The 24,973-nt window shown below is 39.7% G+C and carries 24 protein-coding genes and 1 rRNA gene; 11 read left to right on the top strand and 14 right to left on the bottom strand.

Going from position 1 to position 24,973, the window contains the following annotated elements:
* Window positions 1-112: 112 nt before the first annotated feature.
* The gene (gene ilvA / locus DSM106972_RS47150; RefSeq protein WP_127087180.1) at window positions 113-1,624 is read right to left on the bottom strand and encodes a threonine ammonia-lyase, biosynthetic; all 1,512 of its coding nucleotides are present in this window, start codon (window positions 1,622-1,624) and stop codon (window positions 113-115) included.
* Between the two features lie 476 nt (window positions 1,625-2,100).
* On the opposite strand from ilvA, the gene DSM106972_RS47145 reads away from it, so the two are divergent.
* The 4 genes from DSM106972_RS47145 to DSM106972_RS47130 all read left to right on the top strand — a co-directional run bounded on the left by DSM106972_RS47145 (window position 2,101) and on the right by DSM106972_RS47130 (window position 5,157).
* The gene (locus DSM106972_RS47145) at window positions 2,101-2,910 is read left to right on the top strand and encodes a PEP-CTERM sorting domain-containing protein (RefSeq protein ID WP_127087179.1); all 810 of its coding nucleotides are present in this window, start codon (window positions 2,101-2,103) and stop codon (window positions 2,908-2,910) included.
* A gap of 363 nt (window positions 2,911-3,273) precedes the next feature.
* A complete protein-coding gene (locus DSM106972_RS47140; protein WP_127087178.1) occupies window positions 3,274-3,786 on the top strand; it encodes a peptidoglycan-binding domain-containing protein in 513 nt (170 codons plus the stop codon).
* Between the two features lie 43 nt (window positions 3,787-3,829).
* The gene (locus tag DSM106972_RS47135) at window positions 3,830-4,426 is read left to right on the top strand and encodes an AAA family ATPase (RefSeq protein WP_325052284.1); all 597 of its coding nucleotides are present in this window, start codon (window positions 3,830-3,832) and stop codon (window positions 4,424-4,426) included.
* Window positions 4,427-4,608: 182 nt separating this feature from the next.
* Window positions 4,609-5,157: a hypothetical protein gene (locus DSM106972_RS47130; protein WP_233787974.1), complete on the top strand. Its 549-nt coding sequence runs from the start codon at window positions 4,609-4,611 to the stop codon at window positions 5,155-5,157.
* A gap of 136 nt (window positions 5,158-5,293) precedes the next feature.
* Here the strand turns inward: DSM106972_RS47130 and DSM106972_RS47125 are convergent, their stop codons facing one another.
* The 3 genes from DSM106972_RS47125 to DSM106972_RS47115 all read right to left on the bottom strand — a co-directional run bounded on the left by DSM106972_RS47125 (window position 5,294) and on the right by DSM106972_RS47115 (window position 10,028).
* Window positions 5,294-6,631, bottom strand: coding sequence for an FAD-dependent oxidoreductase (locus DSM106972_RS47125; RefSeq protein WP_233787973.1), 1,338 nt, complete (start codon window positions 6,629-6,631; stop codon window positions 5,294-5,296).
* Between the two features lie 229 nt (window positions 6,632-6,860).
* Window positions 6,861-9,422 carry a leucine--tRNA ligase gene (gene leuS, locus DSM106972_RS47120; RefSeq protein ID WP_127087176.1) on the bottom strand — a complete coding sequence of 854 codons (2,562 nt, stop codon included), beginning with the start codon at window positions 9,420-9,422 and terminating at the stop codon, window positions 6,861-6,863.
* A 171-nt stretch (window positions 9,423-9,593) separates the two neighbouring features.
* Window positions 9,594-10,028, bottom strand: coding sequence for a NifB/NifX family molybdenum-iron cluster-binding protein (locus DSM106972_RS47115; protein ID WP_127087175.1), 435 nt, complete (start codon window positions 10,026-10,028; stop codon window positions 9,594-9,596).
* Window positions 10,029-10,334: 306 nt separating this feature from the next.
* On the opposite strand from DSM106972_RS47115, the gene DSM106972_RS47110 reads away from it, so the two are divergent.
* Window positions 10,335-10,760: a gamma-glutamylcyclotransferase family protein gene (locus DSM106972_RS47110; RefSeq protein ID WP_233787320.1), complete on the top strand. Its 426-nt coding sequence runs from the start codon at window positions 10,335-10,337 to the stop codon at window positions 10,758-10,760.
* Between the two features lie 50 nt (window positions 10,761-10,810).
* Here DSM106972_RS47110 and DSM106972_RS47105 read toward each other — a convergent pair whose 3' ends face one another.
* The 3 genes from DSM106972_RS47105 to DSM106972_RS52365 form a co-directional block, all read right to left on the bottom strand.
* On the bottom strand, window positions 10,811-11,413 hold the full coding sequence (locus tag DSM106972_RS47105; protein ID WP_127087173.1) for an anti-sigma factor family protein: 603 nt from the start codon (window positions 11,411-11,413) through the stop codon (window positions 10,811-10,813).
* Window positions 11,414-11,568: 155 nt separating this feature from the next.
* Entirely contained in the window at window positions 11,569-12,228 is a 660-nt protein-coding gene (sigG, locus tag DSM106972_RS47100) for an RNA polymerase sigma factor SigG (RefSeq protein ID WP_019495836.1), read from the bottom strand.
* 361 nt (window positions 12,229-12,589) lie between these two features.
* Window positions 12,590-12,754, bottom strand: coding sequence for a QAALIT motif small membrane protein (locus tag DSM106972_RS52365; protein WP_170213651.1), 165 nt, complete (start codon window positions 12,752-12,754; stop codon window positions 12,590-12,592).
* Window positions 12,755-13,086: 332 nt separating this feature from the next.
* On the opposite strand from DSM106972_RS52365, the gene DSM106972_RS47095 reads away from it, so the two are divergent.
* Complete coding sequence (locus DSM106972_RS47095; RefSeq protein ID WP_127087172.1) at window positions 13,087-13,758, top strand: L,D-transpeptidase; 672 nt, start codon at window positions 13,087-13,089, stop codon at window positions 13,756-13,758.
* On the opposite strand, the gene DSM106972_RS47090 is transcribed toward DSM106972_RS47095, so the two are convergent.
* The 5 genes from DSM106972_RS47090 to DSM106972_RS47070 form a co-directional block, all read right to left on the bottom strand.
* The gene (locus tag DSM106972_RS47090; protein WP_019495833.1) at window positions 13,755-14,297 is read right to left on the bottom strand and encodes a late competence development ComFB family protein; all 543 of its coding nucleotides are present in this window, start codon (window positions 14,295-14,297) and stop codon (window positions 13,755-13,757) included. The genes DSM106972_RS47095 and DSM106972_RS47090 overlap by 4 nt on opposite strands.
* A gap of 170 nt (window positions 14,298-14,467) precedes the next feature.
* Window positions 14,468-15,397 (bottom strand): M23 family metallopeptidase, encoded by a 930-nt coding sequence (locus DSM106972_RS47085; protein WP_127087171.1) that lies wholly within the window; start codon window positions 15,395-15,397, stop codon window positions 14,468-14,470.
* Between the two features lie 232 nt (window positions 15,398-15,629).
* Window positions 15,630-16,328: a DevA family ABC transporter ATP-binding protein gene (locus DSM106972_RS47080; RefSeq protein WP_127087197.1), complete on the bottom strand. Its 699-nt coding sequence runs from the start codon at window positions 16,326-16,328 to the stop codon at window positions 15,630-15,632.
* A gap of 36 nt (window positions 16,329-16,364) precedes the next feature.
* Window positions 16,365-17,531 carry an ABC transporter permease DevC gene (gene devC / locus DSM106972_RS47075; protein WP_127087170.1) on the bottom strand — a complete coding sequence of 389 codons (1,167 nt, stop codon included), beginning with the start codon at window positions 17,529-17,531 and terminating at the stop codon, window positions 16,365-16,367.
* A 29-nt stretch (window positions 17,532-17,560) separates the two neighbouring features.
* Entirely contained in the window at window positions 17,561-18,955 is a 1,395-nt protein-coding gene (locus DSM106972_RS47070; protein WP_127087169.1) for an HlyD family efflux transporter periplasmic adaptor subunit, read from the bottom strand.
* Window positions 18,956-19,444: 489 nt separating this feature from the next.
* Here DSM106972_RS47070 and DSM106972_RS47065 point away from each other — a divergent pair, with 489 nt between their 5' ends.
* The 3 genes from DSM106972_RS47065 (at window position 19,445) to DSM106972_RS47050 (ending at window position 23,355) form a co-directional block, all read left to right on the top strand.
* The gene (locus tag DSM106972_RS47065; RefSeq protein WP_127087168.1) at window positions 19,445-20,056 is read left to right on the top strand and encodes a TetR/AcrR family transcriptional regulator; all 612 of its coding nucleotides are present in this window, start codon (window positions 19,445-19,447) and stop codon (window positions 20,054-20,056) included.
* Between the two features lie 339 nt (window positions 20,057-20,395).
* The gene (locus DSM106972_RS47055) at window positions 20,396-20,866 is read left to right on the top strand and encodes a peptidoglycan-binding domain-containing protein (protein WP_127087167.1); all 471 of its coding nucleotides are present in this window, start codon (window positions 20,396-20,398) and stop codon (window positions 20,864-20,866) included.
* A 146-nt stretch (window positions 20,867-21,012) separates the two neighbouring features.
* Window positions 21,013-23,355: a monovalent cation:proton antiporter family protein gene (locus DSM106972_RS47050; RefSeq protein ID WP_127087166.1), complete on the top strand. Its 2,343-nt coding sequence runs from the start codon at window positions 21,013-21,015 to the stop codon at window positions 23,353-23,355.
* 39 nt (window positions 23,356-23,394) lie between these two features.
* Here the strand turns inward: DSM106972_RS47050 and DSM106972_RS47045 are convergent, their stop codons facing one another.
* A complete protein-coding gene (locus tag DSM106972_RS47045; RefSeq protein WP_019495824.1) occupies window positions 23,395-23,610 on the bottom strand; it encodes an Hfq-related RNA-binding protein in 216 nt (71 codons plus the stop codon).
* A 56-nt stretch (window positions 23,611-23,666) separates the two neighbouring features.
* On the opposite strand from DSM106972_RS47045, the gene dapF reads away from it, so the two are divergent.
* Window positions 23,667-24,506, top strand: coding sequence for a diaminopimelate epimerase (dapF, locus tag DSM106972_RS47040; RefSeq protein ID WP_127087165.1), 840 nt, complete (start codon window positions 23,667-23,669; stop codon window positions 24,504-24,506).
* On the opposite strand, the gene DSM106972_RS47035 is transcribed toward dapF, so the two are convergent.
* Window positions 24,490-24,750 (bottom strand): hypothetical protein, encoded by a 261-nt coding sequence (locus DSM106972_RS47035; RefSeq protein ID WP_127087164.1) that lies wholly within the window; start codon window positions 24,748-24,750, stop codon window positions 24,490-24,492. The genes dapF and DSM106972_RS47035 overlap by 17 nt on opposite strands.
* A 150-nt stretch (window positions 24,751-24,900) precedes the next feature.
* Here DSM106972_RS47035 and DSM106972_RS47030 point away from each other — a divergent pair.
* Window positions 24,901-24,973 (top strand): 16S ribosomal RNA (locus DSM106972_RS47030); the annotation flags it as partial.

The raw sequence follows: 24,973 nt of genomic DNA, 5'->3' as shown, positions 1-24,973 counted from the left end.
ATGGCTTTGAGCCATAGGCGGGTTAGAAACGAAGCAAGAAATTACATTAATAAATAATATTGTATTGGGTTTCCCTGCGGGACACTACGTGAACGCAAAGCCTCTACCCAACCTACCCCAAAAATAATTTATACGCTGGATTTTCGTTTTCGTCCCAGTATGTATAGCCGAGGGTGTCTAAAAATGCTTGCCACTCTTGCATTTCTTGGGGTGGAACTTGTATACCTACTACTATTTTGCCGTAGTCAGACCCATTATTACGGTAATGGAAAACACTAATATTCCAGTTAGGACTCATTGAGCTAACGAACTTCATTAAGGCGCCAGGGCGTTCAGGAAATTCAAACCTGTATAATAGTTCATTGTGTGCTAATGGTGAGCGTCCACCAACCATGTGCCGCAAATGCAGTTTTGTAAATTCATCATCGGTTAAATCTAACGTAGGGAAACCGCAATGTTCAAAAGTTTCTACCATTTTGGCTCTATCCGCGCGCTTTTGAATTTGCATCCCAACAAAAATATGGGCGATTTTTTCATCAGCAATACGATAATTAAACTCAGTTAAGTTACGTCTACCAATACATTCGCAGAATTTATGTAAACTTCCTGCTTGCTCAGGAATAGTTACTGCGAATATTGCCTCGCGTTGTTCCCCATATTCCGCGCGTTCAGCAACAAAACGGAGACGGTCGAAGTTCATATTGGCGCCGCAAGCAATAGCAATTAAAGTTTGACCTTCAATTTGTTCCCGTTCTACATATGCTTTGGCGCCTGCGATAGCTAAAGCACCCGCAGGTTCGACAATAGAGCGAGTATCTTCAAAAACATCTTTAATAGCAGCACAAGTATCGTCAGTATTGACTAATATAATGTCGTCTACATATTCCTGACACAACCGAAACGTTTCTTCCCCAACTTCCCGCACAGCGACACCATCAGCAAATAACCCTACTTGCGACAATCGCACCCGCTTTCCAGCTTGTAATGATTGGTTCATCGCATCCGCATCAACAGGTTCCACACCAATAATCTTAATTTCTGGACGCAACCGTTTTATATAAGCAGCAACTCCCGATATCAACCCACCTCCACCAATTGCCACAAATATCGCGTGTATAGGTTGCTGATATTGCCGTAAAATCTCCATCCCAATCGTACCTTGCCCAGCTATCACATCTGGGTCATCAAAAGGATGAATAAAAGTTAAACCTTTTTCTGCTTCTAACTGACGTGCGTAACCATAAGCATCATCATAAGTGTTCCCATGCAGAATAACTTCACCCCCACGCGCTTTAACTGCGTTGACTTTTACCAAAGGTGTAGTTTCTGGCATGACAATAATAGCGCGCGTACCCAATTTACTGGCGCCGAGAGCCACACCTTGAGCATGGTTTCCCGCTGATGCTGCAATAACACCTTGCGCTAACATATCAGGTGGCAAGTTTACCATCTTGTTATAGGCGCCACGCAGCTTAAAGGAAAATACTGACTGCATATCCTCGCGCTTAAGGAGTAGCTTATTGTTGAGACGCGCAGACAGTAAGACAGCCAAATCAAGCGGTGTTTCTTGGGCTACATCATATACACGGGCAGTCAAAATTTGTACCAAATAGTCGCAAAGCATGGGCGCCTCTGTTAGTAAATGCCAGATAAATCTTAATTCTACGTTACTTGTGTATCTGAAGCGACAGGCTTGTTAAGGTTACTTGTTGGGGATTGAAAATTTCACAATTATCCGTTTTGCAAAAGTTCCCGCGATTATCACACACAAGGCTATTGATTAAGTCGAACAATCTGCTGGGGTTTGATAATTATATCCGTAAAATCTCAGTAAAAATAGTTCCAATCTCTAATTTAAGCGTAGACAACCTGTAAACAACAGTAAATATATTGAAATAGTTTTTGATAATCATTTTCTAAACGTTGATTTTACATAAAAAGTTTAATTTTTTAATAAATTAATTAACTAACTTCATATAGTTTAGATTAAACACTATAAAAAAAAATAGGTATTTTTAATCTTTGCGCTTGATTATAGTCCTTGTTAGCATAATGGTTGTAAAACAAAAAACGTCAAGATAATCACGGACAATTTTAAAAATGAAAAATAAATTGATGTCAACAACTATCCGCTACGCACTTGGAACTGTGATTGGGTTTGCAACTCTTGTTTCAATGATGGGAGTTTCGCTAGCACAAGCATTAACAATTAATTCACCTAACGGAAAAGATATATCAAACATTGTCCTTTACGTTACAAATCCTTCGGGTACCATCACCAAAGTTAAAATTGATAGTGTCTCTGGCACAAAAACCTTCAATCCAACAAGTCTTTTACAAAAATATCCAGGCACTCAACTTGTTGCTTATACAATCAAAGCTGGGAACAATAAGTCTGATATGGGACCAGGAGAGGGCGAATTAGTTATTCTCAATTCTTCATTAAACAAGAACCAACTTCCTATTGGTGCTACTGATACTCAAAATACCTATCAGTACACCCAAGTATTACAACTAGCTCAAACTCCAACTCAACCTGGAACCCCAACTCAACCTGGAACCCCAACTCAACCTGGAACCACAACTCAACCTGGAACCACAACTCAACCCGGAACTACAACTCAACCCGGAACTACAACTCAACCCGGAACTACAACTCAACCCGGAACTACAACTCAACCCGGAACCACAACTCAACCCGGAACCACAACTCAACCCGGAACCACAACTCAAACCGAAACCCCAACTCAACCCGGAACCACAACTCAAACCGAAACCCCAACTCAAATCGCAAATATTCAGCCACTAACCGACACTAGAGACGCAGTAACAGTCCCCGAACCTGCAACTGCAGCAGCACTTGGAATATTTGGTTTAGGTTTCATACTCAAGAACAAGAAAAAAGCTTAAAAATATTAGCTTTTTAGCAATATAAACTCAGTAAGTGCATCTACCACCCACTCAAGCCTTCTTTTGAAGTTAAAAAAATCTTTGAATTTTTCCGTTACCGCTAAAACTCCAGGTGTATTTATGAGAAGTCATTTTAATAAAACACGGTACACTGGCTAATAAAATAGCGCCATTTTCAAAGTTAAGTTTTTAATTATCTTTATATTGCACTTGCTCAAAGGGATGTAAACTATACATCCATTTTGTCATTTAGAAATAAAATCCCTTCGCTAAAAAATTTTTGCTGATTTCCGTAACGACCGAAATTGTAACTGTAGTCATCGATGTAAGCAACCACACACAAAAAATTAAACAATTATAATTATGCCTACTACATTTGCTACTTTACAACTCGGTTCAACTGGCGCCGCTGTTCGCGATTTACAACAAGACTTAACTATTTTAAAATATTATGCTGGTGCTATTGATGGCGTGTTTGGCGCCAGAACTAAAGATTTTGTAATGAAGTTTCAACAACAAAATGCAGTGAAGGTTGATGGTATTGTTGGATATGAAACTGAAGCAGCTATCGAGCGTCAAGTATGGGTATCGAGACGACCAGTATTAAGACAAGGTTCAACTGGACAGGATGTTAGAAATCTTCAAGGCTTACTAAAAGGCGCCGTTGAAATTGGGCAAGGTGATTATAATATTACTAAAGTTGATGGTATATTTGGCACTAATACTAGAGATGCTATTATCGAATTTCAAAAAGACCGTCATCTAGCTGGTGATGGTGTAGTGGGTGCAATTACTTGGATGGAAGTATCTTATTTAATGTCTCACGATATGTCACCAGAGCAAATCGTTCTAAATGGTATTTTTACAAGAGCTTAGTTTTTAACACACATTAAAGGGACTTTAATATTTCGAGCTATATATTGATAATTTTCGTTGTCTTGTCAACTTTGAACTTCAAGTTGACTCAATTAATTTATTTTTGGGTTCAAATGGCACCGGAAAATCAACTGTATTTGAAGTCTTGCAAAAAATTCAGTTGTTTATAAGTGGTGACAGTAAAATTGAGGCAATCTTTAAATCAAAAGATTGTACTCGCTGGCAAATCTCGAAAATTCAACGCTTTGAACTTGAAATTTTAAATCATGATGGTGTTTATAGATATGAATTAGGCATTAATCACGAAAATCAAGATAAATGTCGCGTTGATTACGAGCATTTATGGTTTGATAATCAACTTTTATTAAAATTTGAGTTAGGCAATGTTGAAATATTCAAAGATAATTATACCAAAGAATCACAATACTCTTTCATTTGGTCGCAGTCAGTTCTACCTTCGTTGCTGTCAAAAGCTGATAACACTAAAATAACTTGGTTTAAGGAGCGAATTGCACGATTTATTATTGTGCGAGTTATTCCAAGTTTAATGCAAGATGAAAGCCACCAGCAAGAAAGGCATCTGGCTAGCCAAATGGAAAATTATCTACCTTTTAGCATCACCCGTAGGTTATTGGTTTGAGCGTCAAAGTAATACTTCTGTTCGAGTTAAGCATATTGGTAGCGGAATATCAACTAATTCTGCACTGCCCGTTTCGGAATTAATCGCGCGGGGATGGTTGAATGAGTCAGCGTAGGGTTCAAATTGTCATTCTTTGTGAAGACAGAGGTGAACCGAAAACGTAAAAAATGTTGGTGTCTAAAATGTACCGATATTTTCCTACACAACAGGAGGTTTTTGCTCGATACTTTCTCAAAAAACGTGGTTTTAATGGTTTATTTAGAGCAAAAATTTGCCTTCCAAGTAGCCAATCAGGAGAGCAGTATGTCCGTACTCAGTATCCAGCAGAAGTGAAAGCGTATCGCCAAAATCGAAACCGCGTATCGATTGGGTTAGTTATGATAATTGACGCAGATACAAGCATACCGCAGGAAAGACTTGACTGGCTAGCTCGTGCCCTTGCTCTTGACTTTCAAGAAAGCCGCCAACCCGATGAGGCGATAGCAATATTTGTCCCCAAGCGCAATATCGAAACTTGGATATACTGGTTACAGGGGGAAACTGTAAACGAGGAAGATCCCTACTCCAAATTTCCTAACGCTGAAGCCTCTTGTAAACCCGATGTTGAAAATCTAGCAGAACAATGCCGTTCTCAAAACCTGCCTGCATTGGCGCGGGAATCACTTCAACTAGCTTGTGGGGAATTACAACGCTTATTAGAACTTCTGAAATTAAGATTTGCGTCAACTTGAATTTGTGAACCAATGGTTCACATTTGGCGTTGAAATTTATTCTTCCCACCTCAGTGTTCTCTGCGCCTCTGTGGTAAAAAATATTCTGCACAGGCGGGGATGCCTGTTCCACAATGGCTGTTTCACAAGGCGCCAATTAGAGCATTATTCCAATGGCGGAATCTAAATTACGGCAATATACTTTTTGGCTATATTCCTGTGATAGTTGCTCTGATGTTTGAGGAAAGCGGGTTAGTGTGGCCTGTTGAATATATTCCATGAACGGGCGCCTATATTTCTCATATATCTCGAAACATTGAGTTATTGCTGGCATATTATCCCAATGATTATTTTGAGCTATGTTTGTAATTTGAGTGGTAATAGCAAGTGCATCTTCAAAACCTTGGTTGGCGCCTTGTGCCATAAAAGGTGGCATTCCATGCGCTGCGTCTCCTACTAATACTGTACGTCCTTTGCTCCATTTCGAGGCTGTGGCATGGTGAATATAGTAAGGACGCTTTTGTATTTTGGTAGCTGGAGATAATCTTACTAGTTGTTTGAGTTCTGATGGGAAACCTGCTTTTTCTAATTTGTGATAAGCAATTTCAACTAGTGAACTTCCTGATGTGTTGTTTAATACTTCTAAAGGTACAGCCGCATGTAACATGTACCCTACCTGACCCTTGCCTCTGCGAAAGAACATTAATCTCGAATCTACTGTATCGTTACCCATCGATAAAACAAATCCTTCACGGAAATATTTTACTTCGAGTTCTGTCTCTAATTGATTTGGAATATCAGTATTTTCAAGACAAAATATAGCGGAAAATCCTGAATATTCAGGTTGTGCAAAAGTTGAATTTTCAGTATCTTTGTAAATAACTTTACGTACTGTAGAATTGATACCGTCTGCTGCAACTAATAATTTAGCTTGGTAAGATTTTCTTTCAAACTGTTGGGAAGGCGCCTCTAAATTATCTTCTTCCCAATAAGCATACGGGTTAATATTGACACTAGCATCAGATACACAATCTATTCGTACACAGTTACTATCCTCTTGAATATTTACACAGCGATTGTTGATTATTACAATATCTTCAGGTAGTAATTGCCTTAAAGTTGTTTGTAAATCATACCAAGCCAGGGAAACTCGACCTTCGCCATATTTTTCAAACCAGTAATCAAAGCCAAGAGGAGTTGAGTATACATTATTTCCTTGTAAATCTTTGTAAACCCATACAGGTGAAGGTTTAGAAGTTGGGTTTTGTGAAGAAAGAAAATTTCTTTTGATTGCTTCGTAAGCATTAGAGTCAATATATCTAATAGCTTTCAACCCATTTGCCAAAAGGTCTACTGTTTGACCAACTTTCCGAAACGCGCGAGTTTGATCAAGTACTAAAATATTTTCTATTCCACGTTGCCGTAAACCGAGCGCTGTTGCTAACCCAACTGGCCCGGCGCCAATTATTACAACATCATAAATATTCATAGACATTGCGGGTGGTGCGTGAAAGCATTTTAATTTTTCGTTTCATTTTAGATTGTAATAGCTTTCACGCACCCTACTCCTCTTTCTTTGCGCCCTTTGCGCCTTTGCGGTTTATACCTCTTCCTCTGCGCTCTCTGTGTCTCTGTGGTAAAAAATAGATAATGCACACAGGCAAGGATGCCTGTTCCACAAGAGGGAAATTTGTGAACCAATGGTTCACAAATTGATGTAAGCTTTACCCAACAACGAAGTTGACTAATTTACCAGGTACTACAATTACCTTTTTAATATCCTTACCCTCAATATGACGTTGTGCCACCTCAGAGTCGCGTGCGTATTGTTCCAACCCAGCTTTATCCAAAGTTGCAGGCACCTGTAAGTCACCCCGTTTTTTACCGTTGATTTGAATTACTAAGGTCATTTCATCTACAACTAAAGCTTCTGGGTCAAATTTTAACCATTCATGAATATGTACTGATTCAGAGTTCCCTAACTGGTGCCATAACTCATCGGCGATGTGTGGTGCAAACGGCGCCAGTAACACTATTAAAGTATTTATACCTTCGGCATATACAGGCGAATCTTTACAAGCCACATCAGCTAAGGCATTGCTTAATTTCATTAACTCAGAAATTGCGGTATTAAATTGATATCCTCCTTCGATATCTTCCGTAATTTCTTTGATAGCAATATGAATTGCCCGACGTAAGTCTTTCTCTGGTTTCGTTAATTCATTAGTACTTGTTGAATTAACGTTACCACTAGCTATAAACTCTGTAACTAGGCGCCATACTCTATTTAAAAAACGAAATTGTCCTTCAACATCCGCTTCATCCCATTCCAAATCTTTTTCTGGTGGCGCCTTGAACAATATAAACATGCGCGCGGTATCAATACCATATTTGGCAATAACATCTTCAGGCGCCACACCGTTACCTTTAGATTTGGACATGGTAGCGTAAACAAGCTGTAAAGGTTCGCCTGTTTTGGGGTCACGAGGGTCTTCGGCATTTACTAAACTTGTAGGAACCCATTTATCTTTATCTGATTTATTAGGGTTCATATAAGTTAAACCTTGTACCATTCCTTGAGTTAACAACCGTTGGAAAGGTTCGTCAAAGTTCAATAAACCTCTATCGCGCAATACTTTAGTAAAGAACCGCGAGTATAACAAGTGTAAAATCGCATGTTCAATACCACCTACATATTGGTCAACGGGCATAAAATCGTTGACTCTACCGGGTTCAAATATTTTGTTCTCGTTTTTGGCATCGGTAAACCGTAAGAAGTACCATGATGAATCAATAAATGTATCCATCGTATCGGTTTCTCGTTGTGCTGGTGTACCACAACTTGGACAAGGTACATTTTTCCAACTTTCCAAAGAAGCCAATGGCGAACCACCCCGCCCTGTTAATTCAACATTGTCAGGTAATTGTACAGGCAAATCTTTTTCGGGAACTGGTACGGCGCCGCAATTAGGACAGTGAATAATGGGTATAGGGGCGCCCCAGTAACGCTGACGCGAAATTAACCAGTCACGTAAACGATATTGAATACGCGCTTTACCATAACCTTGTTTTTCTGCATACTCAACTATAGCTTTCTTCGCATCACCCGAAGCCATGCCATCAAATTGCTGTGAATTTACCAACACCCCAGCTTCAGTATAAGCAGCTTTTAATTCAGCTTCTGCTTCACCATCAGCAACAATTACAACTTTAATTGCCAAATTTTGATATGAAGCGAATTTAAAATCGCGTACATCATGTGCAGGTACACCCATTACGGCGCCTGTACCGTACTCATACAATACATAATCAGCAATCCAAATAGGAATTTCTTCTCCTGTAAATAGATTTATTGCTTTACCACCTGTAGATATACCGCGTTTTGGTTTATCTTCAGCAGTACGCTCCATCTCGCTTTGGTTGCTAACTTCTTGTACAAATGCTTCAACTGCTGCTTTTTGTTCTTTTGTAGTAACTTTCTCTGTTAATGGATGTTCTGGCGCCAACACTACATAGCTAACACCATAAATTGTATCAGGACGTGTCGTATATACAGCTATTTTTTCATCGCTGCCAACTATGGGAAACTCTAAATAGGCGCCTGTAGATTTGCCTATCCAGTTAGCCTGCATTAATTTCACACGTTCGGGCCATCCTGGCAACTTATCAAGGTCGTTCAATAACTGCTCGGCATAATCAGTAATCTTCAAAAACCACTGCCGTAATAATTTTCGCTCAACAATGGCGCCGCTACGCCACGAACGTCCATCAATAACTTGTTCGTTTGCTATTACAGTTTGGTCTACGGGGTCCCAATTTACCGCAGCTTCTCTTTGATAAGCCAAACCTGCTTCAAAAAACTGTAAGAAAATCCACTGTGTCCATCTATAATAATCGGGCGAACAGGTAGCAACTTCACAGTTCCAGTCAATTGAATAACCGAGACGCTTTAACTGTTGCCGCATTTGTTCAATATTTTGATAAGTCCATTTTGCTGGAGGAACACCTCTGTCAATAGCAGCATTTTCCGCAGGTAAACCAAAAGCATCCCAACCCATCGGATGTAGTACCCGATACCCTTGCATTCTCTTGAGGCGCGCGATAGCGTCAGTTATGGTGTAATTGCGGACATGACCCATGTGCAAGCTTCCCGAAGGATACGGGAACATAGACAGCGCATAAAATTTTGGCTTGTCGCTATCGGTGACTGTCTTGTCTAAGCCAAGTTCAGTCCATGTGTTTTGCCATTTTTCCTCAATGTCTGCTGGGTTGTATCGAGACTCCACTGCTAATACTCCTAATGCGTTAATCTTATTAATCTTAGTTTCTGCTTAGTTATTGTGACATACTATTTTATTCGTATTCACAGCAGAACCAGATAAAGCGCTATAGTTGAGTATTTATACTCTTGCTTAAAATACATTTAGTTGAGCCAAAATTTTACTTTAATAGCCTTATTATTGAGTACGATCATTTTCTCGTTGTAAAACTTTACGCAACCAAGGCGCCGGATTTCCTTTTACTGCTATTAATAATCTATCAAGGATACCAGTAATTTTTTCTTGGTCTAATTCTGGTGTCATTGGCGTAATACCGTTTTTTATTAGTTTCGCTGCGGGTACGGCGCCAATTGAAGTGGTATAAACTATTGTACAGTCATTAAGTGCATCAATTACAGTTGCTATATCAGTATCGCTCTCACCTTTATTTACCCTCAATATATTATCTTTATTTTTATAACCATATTGGGTTGTTTCAGGTTGCTTTTCTACGCAAATAGTATCTAAAAAATGATACCCATATTTTGATATTTCGTAGATATCAAACTTTTCGGCACTCCCAAAGTCGGAGTTTATATTAACCTTATCTGTTGTGGCAAAGGCAATTTTCATTTTTTGCTATCTTATGAGGATGGTATATAGCTATTAAAATTTTAGGATTTATCACGCTTCTACAAAAAATATCATAGATAATTATTTATGTTAACCGCGAAATTACATAATATTATTCTAGAGAATACGCGCCAATCTCTCTTTTTCTGCGTACTATGTGTCTGTGTTGTAAAAATATTTACCGTATTTGTTATTTTGTTTGGGTTACACAAAGCCGGAACCCAACCTACAATCTACTAATTGTTTGTGACAGATATTCAACTGGTACTTTTTGTAACGCTGCTATTAAATTACTGAGGGTTAATTGTGATTAAGGTATTTGTTTATGGAACTCTCAAACCGGGTGAAGAAAATTATACAAAATATTGTGCGGACAGGGTTATTGATTCCCTGCCCGCTTTTACAATGGGTAAGCTTTATACTCTTCCACAGGGGTATCCGGCAATGACGCTGGGGAATAGTCCTGTTTGGGGTTATATGCTTTATTTTGCTGATTCAGATATTTTGGCTGAACTTGATCAGCTTGAGGACTATCACCCCTCTCGACAAAGTTCAGAAAATCTCTATAATCGTCGATACATTAATATATTCAGTCAAGACCACACAAATACCACTCCTGGACGCCCGCAACGCATCGGCGAAGTTTGGGCTTATCTTATGGAAGAAAAGCTTGTTCACCAATTGGGCGGAACTTTACAGGATGATGGTTTATGGAGTGCTTCCAAACAGTAAATTTTCCTAATATAGGCTTTAATTATCAGCTTTAATTAATTAATCAGCTTTTAATATAATCCATTTTCGGCGTTGGGTGTTTGCCGCTGCCTTTCAACTGGATTTGGCGCCACTTCTGTTTTAGGAATTGGAAATATTGGCTGGTTAAGGGCAACCATCAATGTTTTAGGCGAAGCATTGGATTTGGTGGCAATAGGTTGTGATGCGGGCTGCGATGCAAATTGAATAACTCTTGAATCGCCAGAGAATATCCCTGATAAGGCGCCGAAAGCACAAGCTGCAATTGCAGCTCCCCCAAACATTCCTGCTAATTTTAGACGCCGACGCTTTAGTTTACCTAAAACCTGCTCAACTGTTTCTTCAACTGGCTGTTGCGACTCTGGGATTGGTAGAGTTCGCAAAGATTGCCGTAATTTTAACAGTCGAGTATAAAGTGTTTTGACTGACTGGTCATTTACTAACCACTCTTCCACTTGCTTGCGTTCTGTTGCTGTTACCTCACCATCGAGGTATGCACTTAATAACTCGAAGCGGTCACGCTTCACCATATCCATAGCACCCGTAAAATCATTGGTATGCTTTACATCCCCTTCTAACAGGTTTTGATTTTCCTGCGAGTGAGAACGGTCATTAAATTGCGAATTAGTATTCATATTAACACCATTACCAATTCAAACACGGGTAAATAAATCGGACAAAGGTGAGAAATTCTGGCTATTTCTTTCGGCAGAAGCACTCGATTAATCTCTAACTTTTTTAATTTATTATACAATCTTGCTCTCAATTAATAATGGTTAACCATTACTACTTATGCATCAAGATAGCTTTGCAATTGTGATTGCAGCCTTGTACGAGCGCGCGCAATGCGAGATTTTACTGTACCTAAAGATACACCTGTAATCTCAGCAATTTCTTCGTAAGCCATGCCTTCGATTTCTCTAAGGACTATTGTAGTCCGGAATACTTCGGGCAGATCAGCGATTGCGTCACGTAATTGCTCATAAAATTCACGAGTGGTTAATTCTTCTTCCGGACCTGGTGTATCACCAGCAATTTCCCAATCCATTTCGCCGTCTTCTACCGAGCGGGGAGCATCAAGCGACAGTGGACTAACAACCCGTTTGCGCTTCCTTAACTCGTCATAAAACAAGTTCGTGGCAATTCGGCTCAACCAACCCCGGAATTTAGCGGGTTCTTGCAGTTTGCTGATATTGCGAAATACTCTTATCCAGACTTCTTGAGCCAAATCAGCTCTATCTGCCCAGTCAGGAGCTAGGTGGTATAAAACTCTCTCTACCTGAGATTGATAACGACGCATTAGTTCCGCAAAGGCAGCACGTTCAGGCCGCAGTCCTTCTTGACAGCGTAATATCAAATCGTGGTTTGAGAGTTTGTCAGCTTGCACTTCCTTTTGTTCCGGAAGCCTGGTATCGATTTGCGACCAGGACACAGTAATCGATTGACTCATAGATCGTACTGGCTTTTTAACATCCCTATCTATTAGACATCCTAATCACTCAGTTGTTCCTGGGGGTAGTGACGGATTTTAGACTGTAACACCGATGTATCTAAATTGTGCCAATTTCATTTAATGTAAAAGATAACTCTTTGGCTATCTAGCTTTATATGTCAGAGGTTTCTTACATGTAAGTGTTATTGAGTGCATATAGAAATGATACTTACTTCGATGCAGCAGTTGTAACGTCATTCCTCCAGGAAGGCGCCTTTTATTAGGATGGTCTACATATACTCTACATCTCGAAGAGAAACCGGGCTTCTATATGAAAAATTAAATTTTTTAGTAAAATCTTTACAAGAAGCCCGGTTTCTTACTTTTTGTTTTGTGGCACAGATACCAAAATTGTACTAGTTTGCTCTACTTGCGCTTTCTGCTGAAAACTCGTATCTGTATTAGTGCGCTCTTGTTGTCGAGTCTCTAAACACAGATTCAGCGAAAATGTAATTGTAATCGCTAGCAATAATTTTTTAAACATAATTTTTCTCCCACCCACACCAAAGTATGATTGTCTGCTACGCTAACTAAGTTCCAGGGAGCTTATGTTTTTAGCAAATGTTTTAACTTGTCTTAACTTGTTGAAACTTAAATAATCCAGAACCAGTTAACGCGGCACTTACGGTCTACCCTCACAATTCTAGTGTGCCCTTTCCCATTACCATATTTATAAGGAAATCAAAAAAATATTATAAATTTTTTATGTTGGGCACTAAATTCGGATACGACAAATCTATATAGATAGTTAGTCTTGATAAATAAGCGTCGCTTATTATATTTAATGTGTATGTAGTTTGAAAGTGAGCTTGTTCGATGGTCAAAAATGAATCTATAGCGCGCATAGTCATGCTACTTTGCTTTAGTACTGCTTTACTAACGCTTGCAGTACGCTGGCATATTTCTAGCTCAAATCGTGCGATGATGCCAATGGCAACTCGTTTCGAGGCGCCACCTGTTAAAAGTGAACCTTCACTGGTAGAAAGATTTACAAGCTTTCTCAAACAAGGTCAAATAAGAGCAACAGCAGGAGATGCAGCAATAGCTACATCTCCCGATGTCAAATTGACCGGGCAAAAATCTCAACAAGCATTGAACTCGGAGCTGCGCTTGGTTGTAGATTTAAGTAATCGAAGAGTTTATGTGTATCAAAAAGGCGAGGTTATTGCTAGTTATCCCACAGGTATTGGTAAAAAAGGTTGGGAAACTCCCACAGGTATATTTAAAGTCATGCATAAACAACATGACCCTATTTGGCGCCATCCAATTACTGGCAAAGTGTTTTCTCCAGGTGAAGATAGTCCTCTAGGAGATAGATGGATTGGTTTTTTATCAAATAAAGATGGGGAAATAGGGTTTCATGGAACACCAGACGAGACGCTAGTAGGGAACCCAGTCTCTCACGGTTGTCTCAGAATGCGTAACCCCGATGTTCGAATGCTTTACGACCAAGTGAAAATTGGAACGGTCGTTGAAGTTCGCCATTAAGACTGCGCTTTTTGCTCAAACGCAGGAGCATAAGCTTGAAGCAAGGTGCTAACTTGACGCAATACCTCATTACCTGTGTTCTTAGGAGTTAACACAGTTTTATCATCGTTGGGTCTGTCGAGGTTACGCGCTATTGCTTCACTAACTTGTTGGCTAATTAATTCTTGCAGTTCAGTTTTAGCACGCGCACGTTGCCAACTGGCGCCTTCTTCGGTAGTAGCATAAAGCGGTGGAAGACGGTTGAGTGCGTAAGCTGCAATGTCACCAACATCTAAAGACCCTTCACTTGTTGCTTCAATTTCGGCAACGCGGGCAACTGCTTCAGTCAATACCAAATCTTCCATGACGTTGATAAACTGTTTGCGAGGTACCGCCACTACCTCACCTGTTAATAGTGACCCCATTAAGCGGTCTAACGCCATGTACTCTTCAATTGACAATTCTGACGCATGGTCGCAGATTCGCCCAACTTCAGCTTCCATAGCAGGTGTCAAATAACCATCTTGGAGAGCTTGTTCTACAATTTTTCCTATACTCATACTACTCATCTTTTTTTTAAGCCACCCAAGTTTAGGTAGGGACGGTATCAATCGAATCTATAATTGCTTACTAAAAGTCAATTGTAAACAGTCTACACGTAAATTATGTAGCAAATATGCATCTGTGTACATTTTTACTTCATAATTTACTTTGTGACTTCATTTATAACTTACTTTTCAGCAGTGCCATGTAGCCAAGGCATTGGGTCAACACTTTTGCCATTAACATATAAACCCCAGTGTAAATGAGGACCTGTCGAGGCGCCTGTGGAACCAACTGTACCTATTTTTTGACCAGGCTGTACAAAATCCCCTTCTTTGACTGAAATTTGTCTAAGGTGCATAAAAATACTTGCTACCCCTTGCCCGTGGTCAACACCAATCACATTACCATGAACTTTAAACCCTTGTGCTACAGTTCCTACTAATACTACACGTCCCGCTGCTGGTGCTACAACCGCAGAACCAGAGGCGCCTGCATAATCCAGTCCGCGATGATAATAATCATTCGCAAACACTCCATTATAGTAGCGTCTAACACCGTATTGTGTACTCATCCGTCCTTGGTTAGGTCGCTTAAAAGTACCTTTCCAAAACTTTTCAGGAGTACGCACTTCGCGGAATTCACGCGCACGTCGAAGTTCTAGTTCGGTTGCTTTAACTCCAGCTTTACCAGGTGGTAAATTAATCCGCTGTACTGGGAATTTACGGGTGCCGATAGAAAGTGTTAAATTTTTAGTTTCTCCACCACCGCTGACTTTTACTGTGCGTCCACCTGGCTTTTCCAAGGGGGTAGTAGGAATAAATGCTCGATATTTATTTGGAGCAATTTCATATGCCGTATAAGTCTCTTGACCACTACTAACAGTTACATTGCCACCATTGGCTGGATTATCCAAGCTCACAATTACCGAAATCGTATCCCCTAATCGCGGAGACTGTGGAGTCATTTGTACTTGTAAGGCTTTGACAGGTGAAGACAAAACTATTGGCATTGCTACTGCCAACGTCATGCTGGCAACAGAGAACACTTTTTTGAATCCAGCTATAGAAGCATTAAACTGATTACTTAAGTTACTAATACGGTTTGTCGTAGTCATAGATTTACACAACACAATATTGCCTTTGCGGTACTAAAGACTGAATCATCGGGTACAGTGTTTCCCACAAAAAGCAGATGTTTGTACACGGTCAAATTAGTTAGTAATTTAAACCGTCCATAATATTATGTATAAATCCTGTACAAAAGCAAGGTTTTTAAAAGTTTTAATTTTTACGAATATTTACGAATATACGTCTTTATTCAAATTAGACTTCAAATACAACCATATTTTAGCTGAGTGGTGCTAATTCCTCGTTTCGCGCCAGTTTTCCATCTTCCATGTGAACAATTCGGTCGGCAATATCTAAAATGCGGTTATCGTGGGTTACGAGCAAAATCGTACACCCTTGTTCTTTGGCAAGGGTTTGCATTAAATTAACAACATCCCGACCAGATTTACTATCAAGTGCAGCAGTTGGTTCATCTGCTAGAACAATTTTTGGATGACCCACAAGTGCCCTCGCAATAGCTACTCGTTGTTTTTGTCCTCCCGATAAATCATCTGGAAAATAATTGGCACGGTGTCCTAAACCAACTTGCTCTAACATCAAAGCAGCACGTTGATTCATTTCTCTGGGTGAAATACCTTTATGAACCTCTAAACCCATCCGCACGTTTTGTAATGCCGTTAAACTTCCATGTAAATTATGTGCCTGAAAAATATAACCGTGCTTACGACGTGCTTGTGTAAGTTTTCCTGCACTGGCGCCAACTAATTCGTTTCCTAGAACACGTAAACTACCCGACTGTGCCGAACGTAAGCCACCAACTAAAGTTAGTAGTGTAGTTTTGCCCGAACCAGAAGGACCAGTCATAATAATAATATCGCCCCGTCTAATTTCTAGGTTAATGTCATATAAGACCTGCTTACGGAGTTGACCCGACCCAAAAAAATGGTCAAGATTTTGAACCGAGATAACAGATTCCATTTCCATCAAATTTTCCATATTTCCCCTTTACCTTCTTTAAAACATATCGGCTGGGTCAGCAGATTGAACTTTACGTGTAGCAATGGCGCCAGAAATCATACACATAATAATTGTCATAATTTGCACCTGAATTGCACGTGAGACAGTCATTATGACTGGTAAGTTTGTTGCATTACGAGTCATTGCATATAGCCCAAATGATACAGTTACACCTGGTAAAAACCCTAGTATAGCTAAAATTATAGCTTCTTCAAATACCACACTTAATAAATACGAATTTCGATATCCCATTGCTTTAAAAGTCGCATACTCTTTCATATGAGCATTCACGTCAGTGGAAAGCACTTGATAAACAATAATCACACCGACCAAAAATCCCATTCCCACCCCAAGGCTAAATATGAAACCTATGGCAGTATTTGTTTGCCAATATTCTCTTTCAAACGTAATAAACTCTTCTTTTGTTAAAACTCGAACATCATTACCTAAGTAAGAACGTAATTGATTGGCAATTAATACTGGGTCTGTATTTGGCTGTAACTGTAATAACCCTAAACTTACACTACCCGCATCACGGCGAGGAAATAATCTCAAGAAATTTTGGTCGCTGGTCATCAAAGTTGTATCGGCAATAAATGAGGCGCCAACTTTGAACAGTCCACTAACTTTAACTGTACGTCTATCAATTTCTGCACTAACAGATTTACCAGTGTCAACTGTTGATATCATTTCAGCATAGTCACCACGTCCTGCACGGTCAAATAAAACAGTGTCAGGTAACTTAATTTTGCTAAGTTGGCTTATAACTTCGGGTAAATCAAAAGCTGACTTATTTGGCTGAAAACCTGCCACAAGTACCGTAGCTTTTTTGCCCGTCTGAGGATTTTTCCAATCTAGAAAATTAACATACATCGGGTCTGCTGATTTTACTCCAGGTATATCCATTGCTTGAAAAAGGCGCCTGCGAGTAAACGAGGACATATTAGCCAAATTACGTGCTTGGGGACTAATCAAAAAAATATCAGCTTGCATACTACGGTGTAACCGAGTATTACTATCAAACAACGCCGACTGAAACCCAAGCTGCATAAACATTAGTACATCGGCAAAAGCAATACCTGCTAATGCTACAAGAAACCTACCTTTTTCGTGAGTTAGCTGTAACCAACCCAGTGGAGTGCGACGCTGTAATTCTTGAAACATGTTAGATTTTAAATCATTAAAAATTTTTATTACAATTGAATTACTGTTTGCACTTGCAAATTTGTAAATCTTGCTGCTTGTAAGCTTGACATATCATCGAGTTTGACATGTACTTCAATAATGCGAGAGTCAATATTGCTGGATGGGTCAGCGTTAACTATGTTTTGACGTTGAACTTGATATCCTACCCTGTCAACAGTTCCTTCTAACTTTTGGGGTAACGAGTCGCTAGTAACTTGAACTTTTTGTCCTTTGCGTATTTTATTAATGTCACTTTGATAAACTTCAGCAACTGCGTACATTTGATTCGTTTCGCCAAAGTCCACTACTCCCTCGTTTCCTACGGTTTCACCCGCGCGGGTATTTATCTTTAAAATTCTGCCGTTTTTAGGCGCCCGAATATAAGCCAAAGCAAGTTCAGCACGAATACGTTCAACGGTTGCCACTGCACTTTCAATTTCAGCTTGAGCAGCAGTAACATCGGTTGGACGTACTTCCGCAGTTTGTGCTAAAGTTCCCCTGGCTTCATTAATTTGTTGTTGTGTACTGGCTATAGTTTTGTCGCGAGTAGCTTTCGCTTCGTTAATTTGTTGTTGCTGTGTGGCTATAGTTTTATCGCGATTTGCTACTGCTTCTTTTATTTGTTGTTCTAATGTTGCAATTGTACGACTTAATGTTGCTTGGCTTTCTAATAACTGTTGAGTTGACGTTTCAGCATTTAACCTACGTCTATCTACCTCTTGACTAGATATAACACCCTCTTTATATAAACTTTCATAGCGTTGCACATCAGCAGTAGCATTACGTCTTTCTGCTGTTATGCGTGCGACTGTTGCCTTTAGAGCTTGTCTTTGTCCAGTTAATTCTGCTTCTAAACGGTCTATTGTGGCTTGTTGTGTTGCTGAGTCTCCTTTTAATTGGGCTTCAAGTCGGGCGATTGTTGCTTGTTGTGTTTTAATATCTCCTGTTAATTCCGCTTGTAAGCGATTAATTTCTGCACCTCGCGCCGTTAATTCTCCTTGTTTGGCGCCTGCTCTTACCTGTCCTAATTGTGCCCTGGCGACGGCAACTTTTTTTTCTGCCTCTCGCATCGACGCTAATAGACGGTCGCGGTTTTCCATCACCGCTATTGCCTGTCCTGCTCGAACGACATCTCCCTCTTTGACTAATAATTGCTCAACCCTGGTACCTTGATTGGATGTTGGCGCCGTTAACTTTATAACCTCACCTTGAGGTTCAAGCCTTCCTAACGCTGTAACCGTAGTTACCTGGGGAGCCGCCACTGCAACAGGTTTTGGAGCCGACGCTTCCCGAACCCGATTAGTTATAAAAATTCCAATACCCCCAGCAATTAAGCCGCCAATAATCAACTTGACTAATGGGCGCCTGGGTTGAGGTGATTCGAGCTTGTGGTTTTGCACCATAGAACCGCCCTGTGGTTGTATATACTAAACCGTTTAGTTTTATAATATAACTAAACTAAACCGACTAGTTCAGATGAATAAATCAGAAGTTCTTATATTTCGTAGCTTTACTTTGGTATATAAAAATAGTTCATGCTAACGAATAAAACGGTAGTTTTTCTGTTGTATTTTTCCGGTAGCTGTAATTATTTCGTGTTAAATGTAAATAACAATTGTTAATTTAAACACATATTCTTACTTAGAACTCGGTCGTTTAATTACTATTTAACCATGTTAAGTATAAGATTTACTAATGAGTCTTGTGTTGTGCTTACATCTGAACACAATTTTAATCAATCGCTGTTTTTGTTACAAAATCTAATTTTTTGATAGTTATAGTCAAAACTAAAAATACACTAACAAAATTCAATAATTAATAGTGGGTAAATGTATAGCTAATTTTTGAAGTGATGATGTGTTGATTAATATATAAAACGGAACGTATTAGTAATGGCACGTATAAAAACGAGAGAAATTGAGCGCGAGACGACTGTAGAAAAAATAGAAAAAATCTTAACTGGCGCCATGCAAGAGTTTCTTGCACATGGGTATGCAGGGACAAGTATGGATAGAGTTGCGGCGCGTGCGGGGGTGTCTAAAGCAACAGTATATAGCCATTTTCACGATAAAGAAAGATTATTTAAAGCTTTAATTCAACAATCCGCTCACAAAAAATTTGAAGATTTATTCGATAAGCTCCCACTTGAAGGAGAACCTGAAGTGGTATTACGACATTTAATTACAACCGCACTACATCGAATGATAAGCGATAAAGAGCATCAAGCCTTCGTTCGGATATTAATAGGAGAATCTGGACGTTTTCCTGAATTGGCCAAAGCTTGGATTCACGATATTATGACACCGCCACTTAAAATTATTTGTGAATACCTAAATAAACACCCAGAATTAAATATACCCGATGCCGAAGCGACAGTACGAATGATGATTGGCTCAATGGTGCATTTCATGATGACTCAAGAAATACTCCACGGAAAGGAAATTTTTCCAATGGAAACTGACCGTATGGTTGAATGTTTAATGTATCATATACTTAAAGATTAGTTTAATAAGATTTATTCCCACAGAGATAAGTATTAGCAACTAAAGAAATAAACAAACCATTTCTCCAATGTAACTTTAAAACTATCCAATACAAAACAACCTCAGTCAACATTGTGGCACTACATGCCAATATAATCAACTAATAAAACCTTAAACTAGAAAATTGACGTAGTAAAAACAAAACGATTAGAACTTCAATAATTAAAGAAACCAAAAGCGCGGCACATTGCGTCATATTCCCAATGGAGTAAAACAATAAGTGTAATATCACGTAAACTTCCGGAAAGGACTCAAAAAACAGTGGTGTAGTAATTAGTAGTCCACAGAGGTAAAAATACTATGCCAGCACAAATTAACTCATATCCTATACTACAACTCGGTTCAGAAGGCGCCAAAGTAGAAGAGTTACAGCGGTTGTTAATGCCAAGACTTCCTGGACCAGACCGTTTCCCAGTTAATGGTATTTTTGGCTCTGAAACCGAACATGCAGTAGAGACAGCACAGTACCAATTTTTCCTCAAGCAAACAGGCATTGCTGACGAAATGCTTTGGAAGTCATTATATGCCAAAGCACCTGTAAATAAACCAGTACTGCGTCGCGACACCAAACATGAACTAGTAGCAATGGTACAAGAAGTCCTGAAGGATAATGGATTATATGGTGGCGCTGTTGATGGTGACTTTGGTGCAGGTACAGAAACTGCCATTAAAAATGTACAGCGTACCCGCCGTTTAACCATTGATGGTGTTATCGGAAACCAAACTTGGAAAGCTTTATGTGATATAGCTACTTTTGTAACTGTAAATTAATACTCTTCATAGTACAAAAGCTCATTTAACCTTGCTTTCCTGCGCGTTTATTAACATAAATAGTATAAATTTTAGCTTCGGCTGTCCCATAGAGATATAAAAGTTTGTATGCTGAGACTAATAGTCTTAATAATTCGTTAAAAACTGTGCAAGAAGATTTCAGATTAATAATTGATTTAGTTTCAGTTCTCGCCGTTGCTGCGTGTGGTGGTTTATTTGCTGCACTGTTGCGACAACCTGTATTGCTGGGGTACCTTATTGGCGGGATGGTCGTAGGTCCCACTGGACTGGGGCTAATAAAAGAATTAATTCAAGTCGAAACATTGGCACAGTTCGGTGTGGCGTTTTTGTTATTTGCGTTGGGAGTAGAGTTTTCGCTGGCAGAACTTAAGAAGGTTCAAGGTATCGCACTTGGGGGAGGTGCCGCCCAGATAATTTTAACAATAGCAGTTACGGTTTTGGTGTGTGGATTTTCAGGTTTTTGGGGAACCTTGCCAGCGAAGGGAGTGTTTTTAGGCTCTATACTTTCTTTGTCTTCAACAGCGGTTGTTCTCAAATGCTTAATGGAGCGTAATGAGACAGAAACGCCTCACGGACAAGTTCTGTTGGGTATATTGGTTGTACAAGATTTAGCGCTAGGTTTAATGTTAGCCGTGTTACCTGCTCTCGATAAACCACCCGAATTAATAGGGGTAGCGATATTAATGGCGCTCGTTAAAATTGGGTTGTTTACAGCAGGTGCCGTTGCTGTGGGAAAGTTCGTAATACCATCATTATTAAGGTTACTTGCGCGTACTGAGAGCAAGGAATTATTTTTATTGGGTGTGGTGGCGTTGTGTTTAGGAATTGCCTTATTAACCGAATATTTGGGACTTTCGATTGAAATGGGCGCCTTTGTTGCAGGGTTGATGATATCGGAAGTTGAATATGCTGACCAAACGTTAACATACGTGGAACCCTTGCGGGATATTTTTGCAAGCTTGTTTTTTGTTTCTATTGGGATGTTAATCGACCCCCTATTTCTATGGAACAACCTGGAATTAATATTGGGGTTGGTTGCTTTGGTATTGGTAGGCAAGTTTTTCATAGTCACACCAATCGTTAAATTATTCCGCTATCCATTGAAGACGGCAATTATAGCAGGTGTTGGGTTAGCGCAAATAGGGGAATTTTCGTTTGTACTTGCCAGTAAAGGTCAAGCTTTAGGTTTGGTATCGCGTCGCATTTATTCACTGATTTTAGGCACAACAGCAGTTACGCTGATTATTACACCATTTTTATTGCGGTTAATACCGATTGTGTTTGACTGGATAGAGTCAATACCTTGGTTGAAACCATATATTAGTGGTGAAGTTGGTCCAATTGAAGTTTCGGAAGATTTACCCTACAAAGGGCATATAGTTGTTTGTGGTTATGGGCGTGTCGGTAAAAACCTGGTTAAATTGTTACAGATGCACGATTTGCCATTAGTCGTAATAGACCAGTCAGAAAGCCGAATTCAGCAGTTACGTGAAGCAAAATTACCGTATGTGTACGGCAATTGTGCTAGTCTACATGTATTAGAAACAGCAGGAGTAAATGCAGCCAGAGGAATGGCAGTTGCGCTTCCTGACCCAATGAGTAGTAGGTTATCTTTAAAGCGGGCATTAGAATTATCGCCAGAACTTGATATAGTTTTGCGTGCGAATAATAACAAAAACATTGAGGTATTTTATCAATTAGGCGCCCGTGAGGTAGTACAGCCTGAATTTGAAGCTAGTTTACAAATGGCGACACATTTATTAACTGATGTGGGATTATCACCAATAGTTATTCAGCGCGAAATGAAAGAAATTCGCGATCGTCATTATTTAGATTTGCGTCCAGAGGAAACTGAGTCACAGTCAAGACGTGGTGTAAGGGAAGCAACACAAGACTTAAATCGTCGCTGGTATCCTCTTCCTTCTGGTTCACCTTTAATAGGAATGACGCTCGAACAAGCGGATATGCGTTACCTAACGGGAGTTAGTTTAATGGCTATCGAACGTGCAAACGGTAAAGAAATCGATTATCCTGACGGTAAAACAAAATTAGAGGAAGGCGATAAATTATTACTAGTTGGTCAAGATAGCGAATTTGCAGCATTAGACGAATTTGCCAGAGGACAAGCAACAATTCCCAATCAAAGTAGTGCGTGTCAGTGGATATTTGTCAGTAGCGAATGCAAATTAATTGGGAAAACACTTGAAAAAATAGAATTTCAAACAATTTTTGGGGTGCAAGTGCAAGCAATGCGTCGGGATGGTAGATTTATCCGTATTCCCGACGTACACACAGAGTTACAATCGCGTGACCAGCTATTACTATGTGGCAATTTAACAGCGCTACAGCAACTTGAGCAATTACTGGCGCCGTCGAATGTAACAATACCCATAGCTATCACCGTTGTAAAAGCAAGCGAAATTGAAAAGCTGAAAGAATACTTACCATTAGATAACCTGCGAGAATAGAAAAAAATGTCAAGACCGAATATATTCGGTCTTTTACCTTTAACCTAAAGGCTTTATGTAAGCAATAGCCTGCTTCCAAATAGTCACTTTCTGACCGCTGCTATCTTGAACTAACATGCACTGTAAATCTTGCCATAATATTTTGCCACTGATAACATCACCTGTTGAAAGCTTTACTTCAACTTGCGAGGTTTCTTTAATCAAGTTTTGGACTTGACGAACACTTGGTAAAGAGGTATCGAATTCTGTAAGCATTTTGAGTAAAGATAAAATAATAAACTTTCATCCTTGATAATTCATCTAGAGGGTAAATGGCAATAGAATTTACTAAGTATCACGGTTTAGGTAACGACTTTATCTTGGTTGATAATCGCTCAACCTTAACTCCCGCAATCACTCCATCCCAAGCAATTAAATTCTGCGACCGTCATTTTGGAATTGGTGCCGACGGTGTAATTTTTGCCATGCCAGGTCAAAACGGTACTGACTACACAATGCGGATATTTAACTCCGATGGTTCAGAGCCAGAAATGTGTGGTAATGGTATTCGTTGTATGGCAGCATTTCTAGCTGATTTAGAAGGCACATCACGCCAAAGCGACAAATATCTTATTCATACGCTAGCAGGCACAATTACTCCTCAACTAATGCCTGACGGGCAAGTTAAAGTAGATATGGGAGAACCTCGCTTACTTGCTAGAGAAATTCCTACTACGCTATGTCCTCCCGACCAAAAAGTTGTCGAACATCCAATTGAAGTCAATGGTAAAACTTGGGAAGTTACCTGTGTTAGCATGGGCAACCCGCACTGTATTACCTTCGTTGAAGATGTTGCAGCAATAAACCTTGAAGAAATTGGTTCCAGATTTGAACATCATCCAGCTTTTCCACAGCGTACCAACACCGAATTTATCCAAATAGTGCGTCGAGACTACGTAAAAATGCGCGTTTGGGAACGTGGTGCCGGAATAACACTAGCTTGCGGAACAGGCGCCTGTGCATCATTAGTAGCAGGCGTACTAACAGGAAAATGTGACCGTATAGCCACCGTCGAACTTCCTGGAGGAGAATTAGAAATAGAATGGTCAAACATCGACCAACGAGTTTACATGACAGGACCTGCCGAAAGAATCTTCACCGGTAGATTGTAGGGTGCGTGGCGCCACCAACAATCTCAACCAGAAACAATAATCCAGTGGCACCACACACCATTAATTCATTGAACAATATATTTGATGGGGTTTGTGGCTGTTTGAGTAGGCGCCTAAAAAATTTTTTAAAATTTTTCCAAAAAAGCTTGACATTCTCTGGTGGACTCGTTATCTTATATAAGTCGGCGGCGAGAAAGAAACCGCAAACAACCGAACCGAGAAAAAATAATAGTTTGAAAGCCAAGTAACAAGTCAATCCTCGTCAAAGCAATGCATTAAATGAGTTTTGCTTCGGCAAAACAAGATGGGGATTCTTCAAAGAATTTTCACAAAAGAGCTAAACAAACAAGTGCCTAGTAATAAGTAATTGATTACTTTCTAAGGCATTAAATCCAAAACGGAGAGTTTGATCCTGGCTCAGGATGAACGCTGGCGGTATGCTTAACACATGCAAGTCGAACGGTACC

The sequence above is a fragment of the Dulcicalothrix desertica PCC 7102 genome (assembly GCF_003991905.1).
GTDB lineage: Bacteria > Cyanobacteriota > Cyanobacteriia > Cyanobacteriales > Nostocaceae > Dulcicalothrix > Dulcicalothrix desertica.
The sequence above is the reverse complement of the archived record's forward strand: the minus strand, read 5'-3'. Positions and strand labels throughout refer to the sequence as shown.

What these genes read in the sequence shown, in the direction of transcription:
- DSM106972_RS52365 (WP_170213651.1), bottom strand. Translation starts at nt 12,754, where the DNA reads ATGTTTAAAAAATTATTGCTAGCGATTACAATTACATTTTCGCTGAAT.
- DSM106972_RS47055 (WP_127087167.1), top strand. Translation starts at nt 20,396, where the DNA reads ATGCCAGCACAAATTAACTCATATCCTATACTACAACTCGGTTCAGAA.
- DSM106972_RS47045 (WP_019495824.1), bottom strand. Translation starts at nt 23,610, where the DNA reads ATGCTTACAGAATTCGATACCTCTTTACCAAGTGTTCGTCAAGTCCAA.
- DSM106972_RS47145 (WP_127087179.1), top strand. Translation starts at nt 2,101, where the DNA reads ATGAAAAATAAATTGATGTCAACAACTATCCGCTACGCACTTGGAACT.
- devC (WP_127087170.1), bottom strand. Translation starts at nt 17,531, where the DNA reads ATGTTTCAAGAATTACAGCGTCGCACTCCACTGGGTTGGTTACAGCTA.
- DSM106972_RS47080 (WP_127087197.1), bottom strand. Translation starts at nt 16,328, where the DNA reads ATGGAATCTGTTATCTCGGTTCAAAATCTTGACCATTTTTTTGGGTCG.
- DSM106972_RS47140 (WP_127087178.1), top strand. Translation starts at nt 3,274, where the DNA reads ATGCCTACTACATTTGCTACTTTACAACTCGGTTCAACTGGCGCCGCT.
- DSM106972_RS47085 (WP_127087171.1), bottom strand. Translation starts at nt 15,397, where the DNA reads ATGACTACGACAAACCGTATTAGTAACTTAAGTAATCAGTTTAATGCT.
- DSM106972_RS47115 (WP_127087175.1), bottom strand. Translation starts at nt 10,028, where the DNA reads ATGAAAATTGCCTTTGCCACAACAGATAAGGTTAATATAAACTCCGAC.
- DSM106972_RS47065 (WP_127087168.1), top strand. Translation starts at nt 19,445, where the DNA reads ATGGCACGTATAAAAACGAGAGAAATTGAGCGCGAGACGACTGTAGAA.
- dapF (WP_127087165.1), top strand. Translation starts at nt 23,667, where the DNA reads ATGGCAATAGAATTTACTAAGTATCACGGTTTAGGTAACGACTTTATC.
- sigG (WP_019495836.1), bottom strand. Translation starts at nt 12,228, where the DNA reads ATGAGTCAATCGATTACTGTGTCCTGGTCGCAAATCGATACCAGGCTT.
- DSM106972_RS47130 (WP_233787974.1), top strand. Translation starts at nt 4,609, where the DNA reads ATGTACCGATATTTTCCTACACAACAGGAGGTTTTTGCTCGATACTTT.
- DSM106972_RS47070 (WP_127087169.1), bottom strand. Translation starts at nt 18,955, where the DNA reads ATGGTGCAAAACCACAAGCTCGAATCACCTCAACCCAGGCGCCCATTA.
- DSM106972_RS47105 (WP_127087173.1), bottom strand. Translation starts at nt 11,413, where the DNA reads ATGAATACTAATTCGCAATTTAATGACCGTTCTCACTCGCAGGAAAAT.
- ilvA (WP_127087180.1), bottom strand. Translation starts at nt 1,624, where the DNA reads ATGCTTTGCGACTATTTGGTACAAATTTTGACTGCCCGTGTATATGAT.
- DSM106972_RS47125 (WP_233787973.1), bottom strand. Translation starts at nt 6,631, where the DNA reads ATGTCTATGAATATTTATGATGTTGTAATAATTGGCGCCGGGCCAGTT.
- DSM106972_RS47090 (WP_019495833.1), bottom strand. Translation starts at nt 14,297, where the DNA reads ATGAGTATAGGAAAAATTGTAGAACAAGCTCTCCAAGATGGTTATTTG.
- DSM106972_RS47095 (WP_127087172.1), top strand. Translation starts at nt 13,087, where the DNA reads ATGGTCAAAAATGAATCTATAGCGCGCATAGTCATGCTACTTTGCTTT.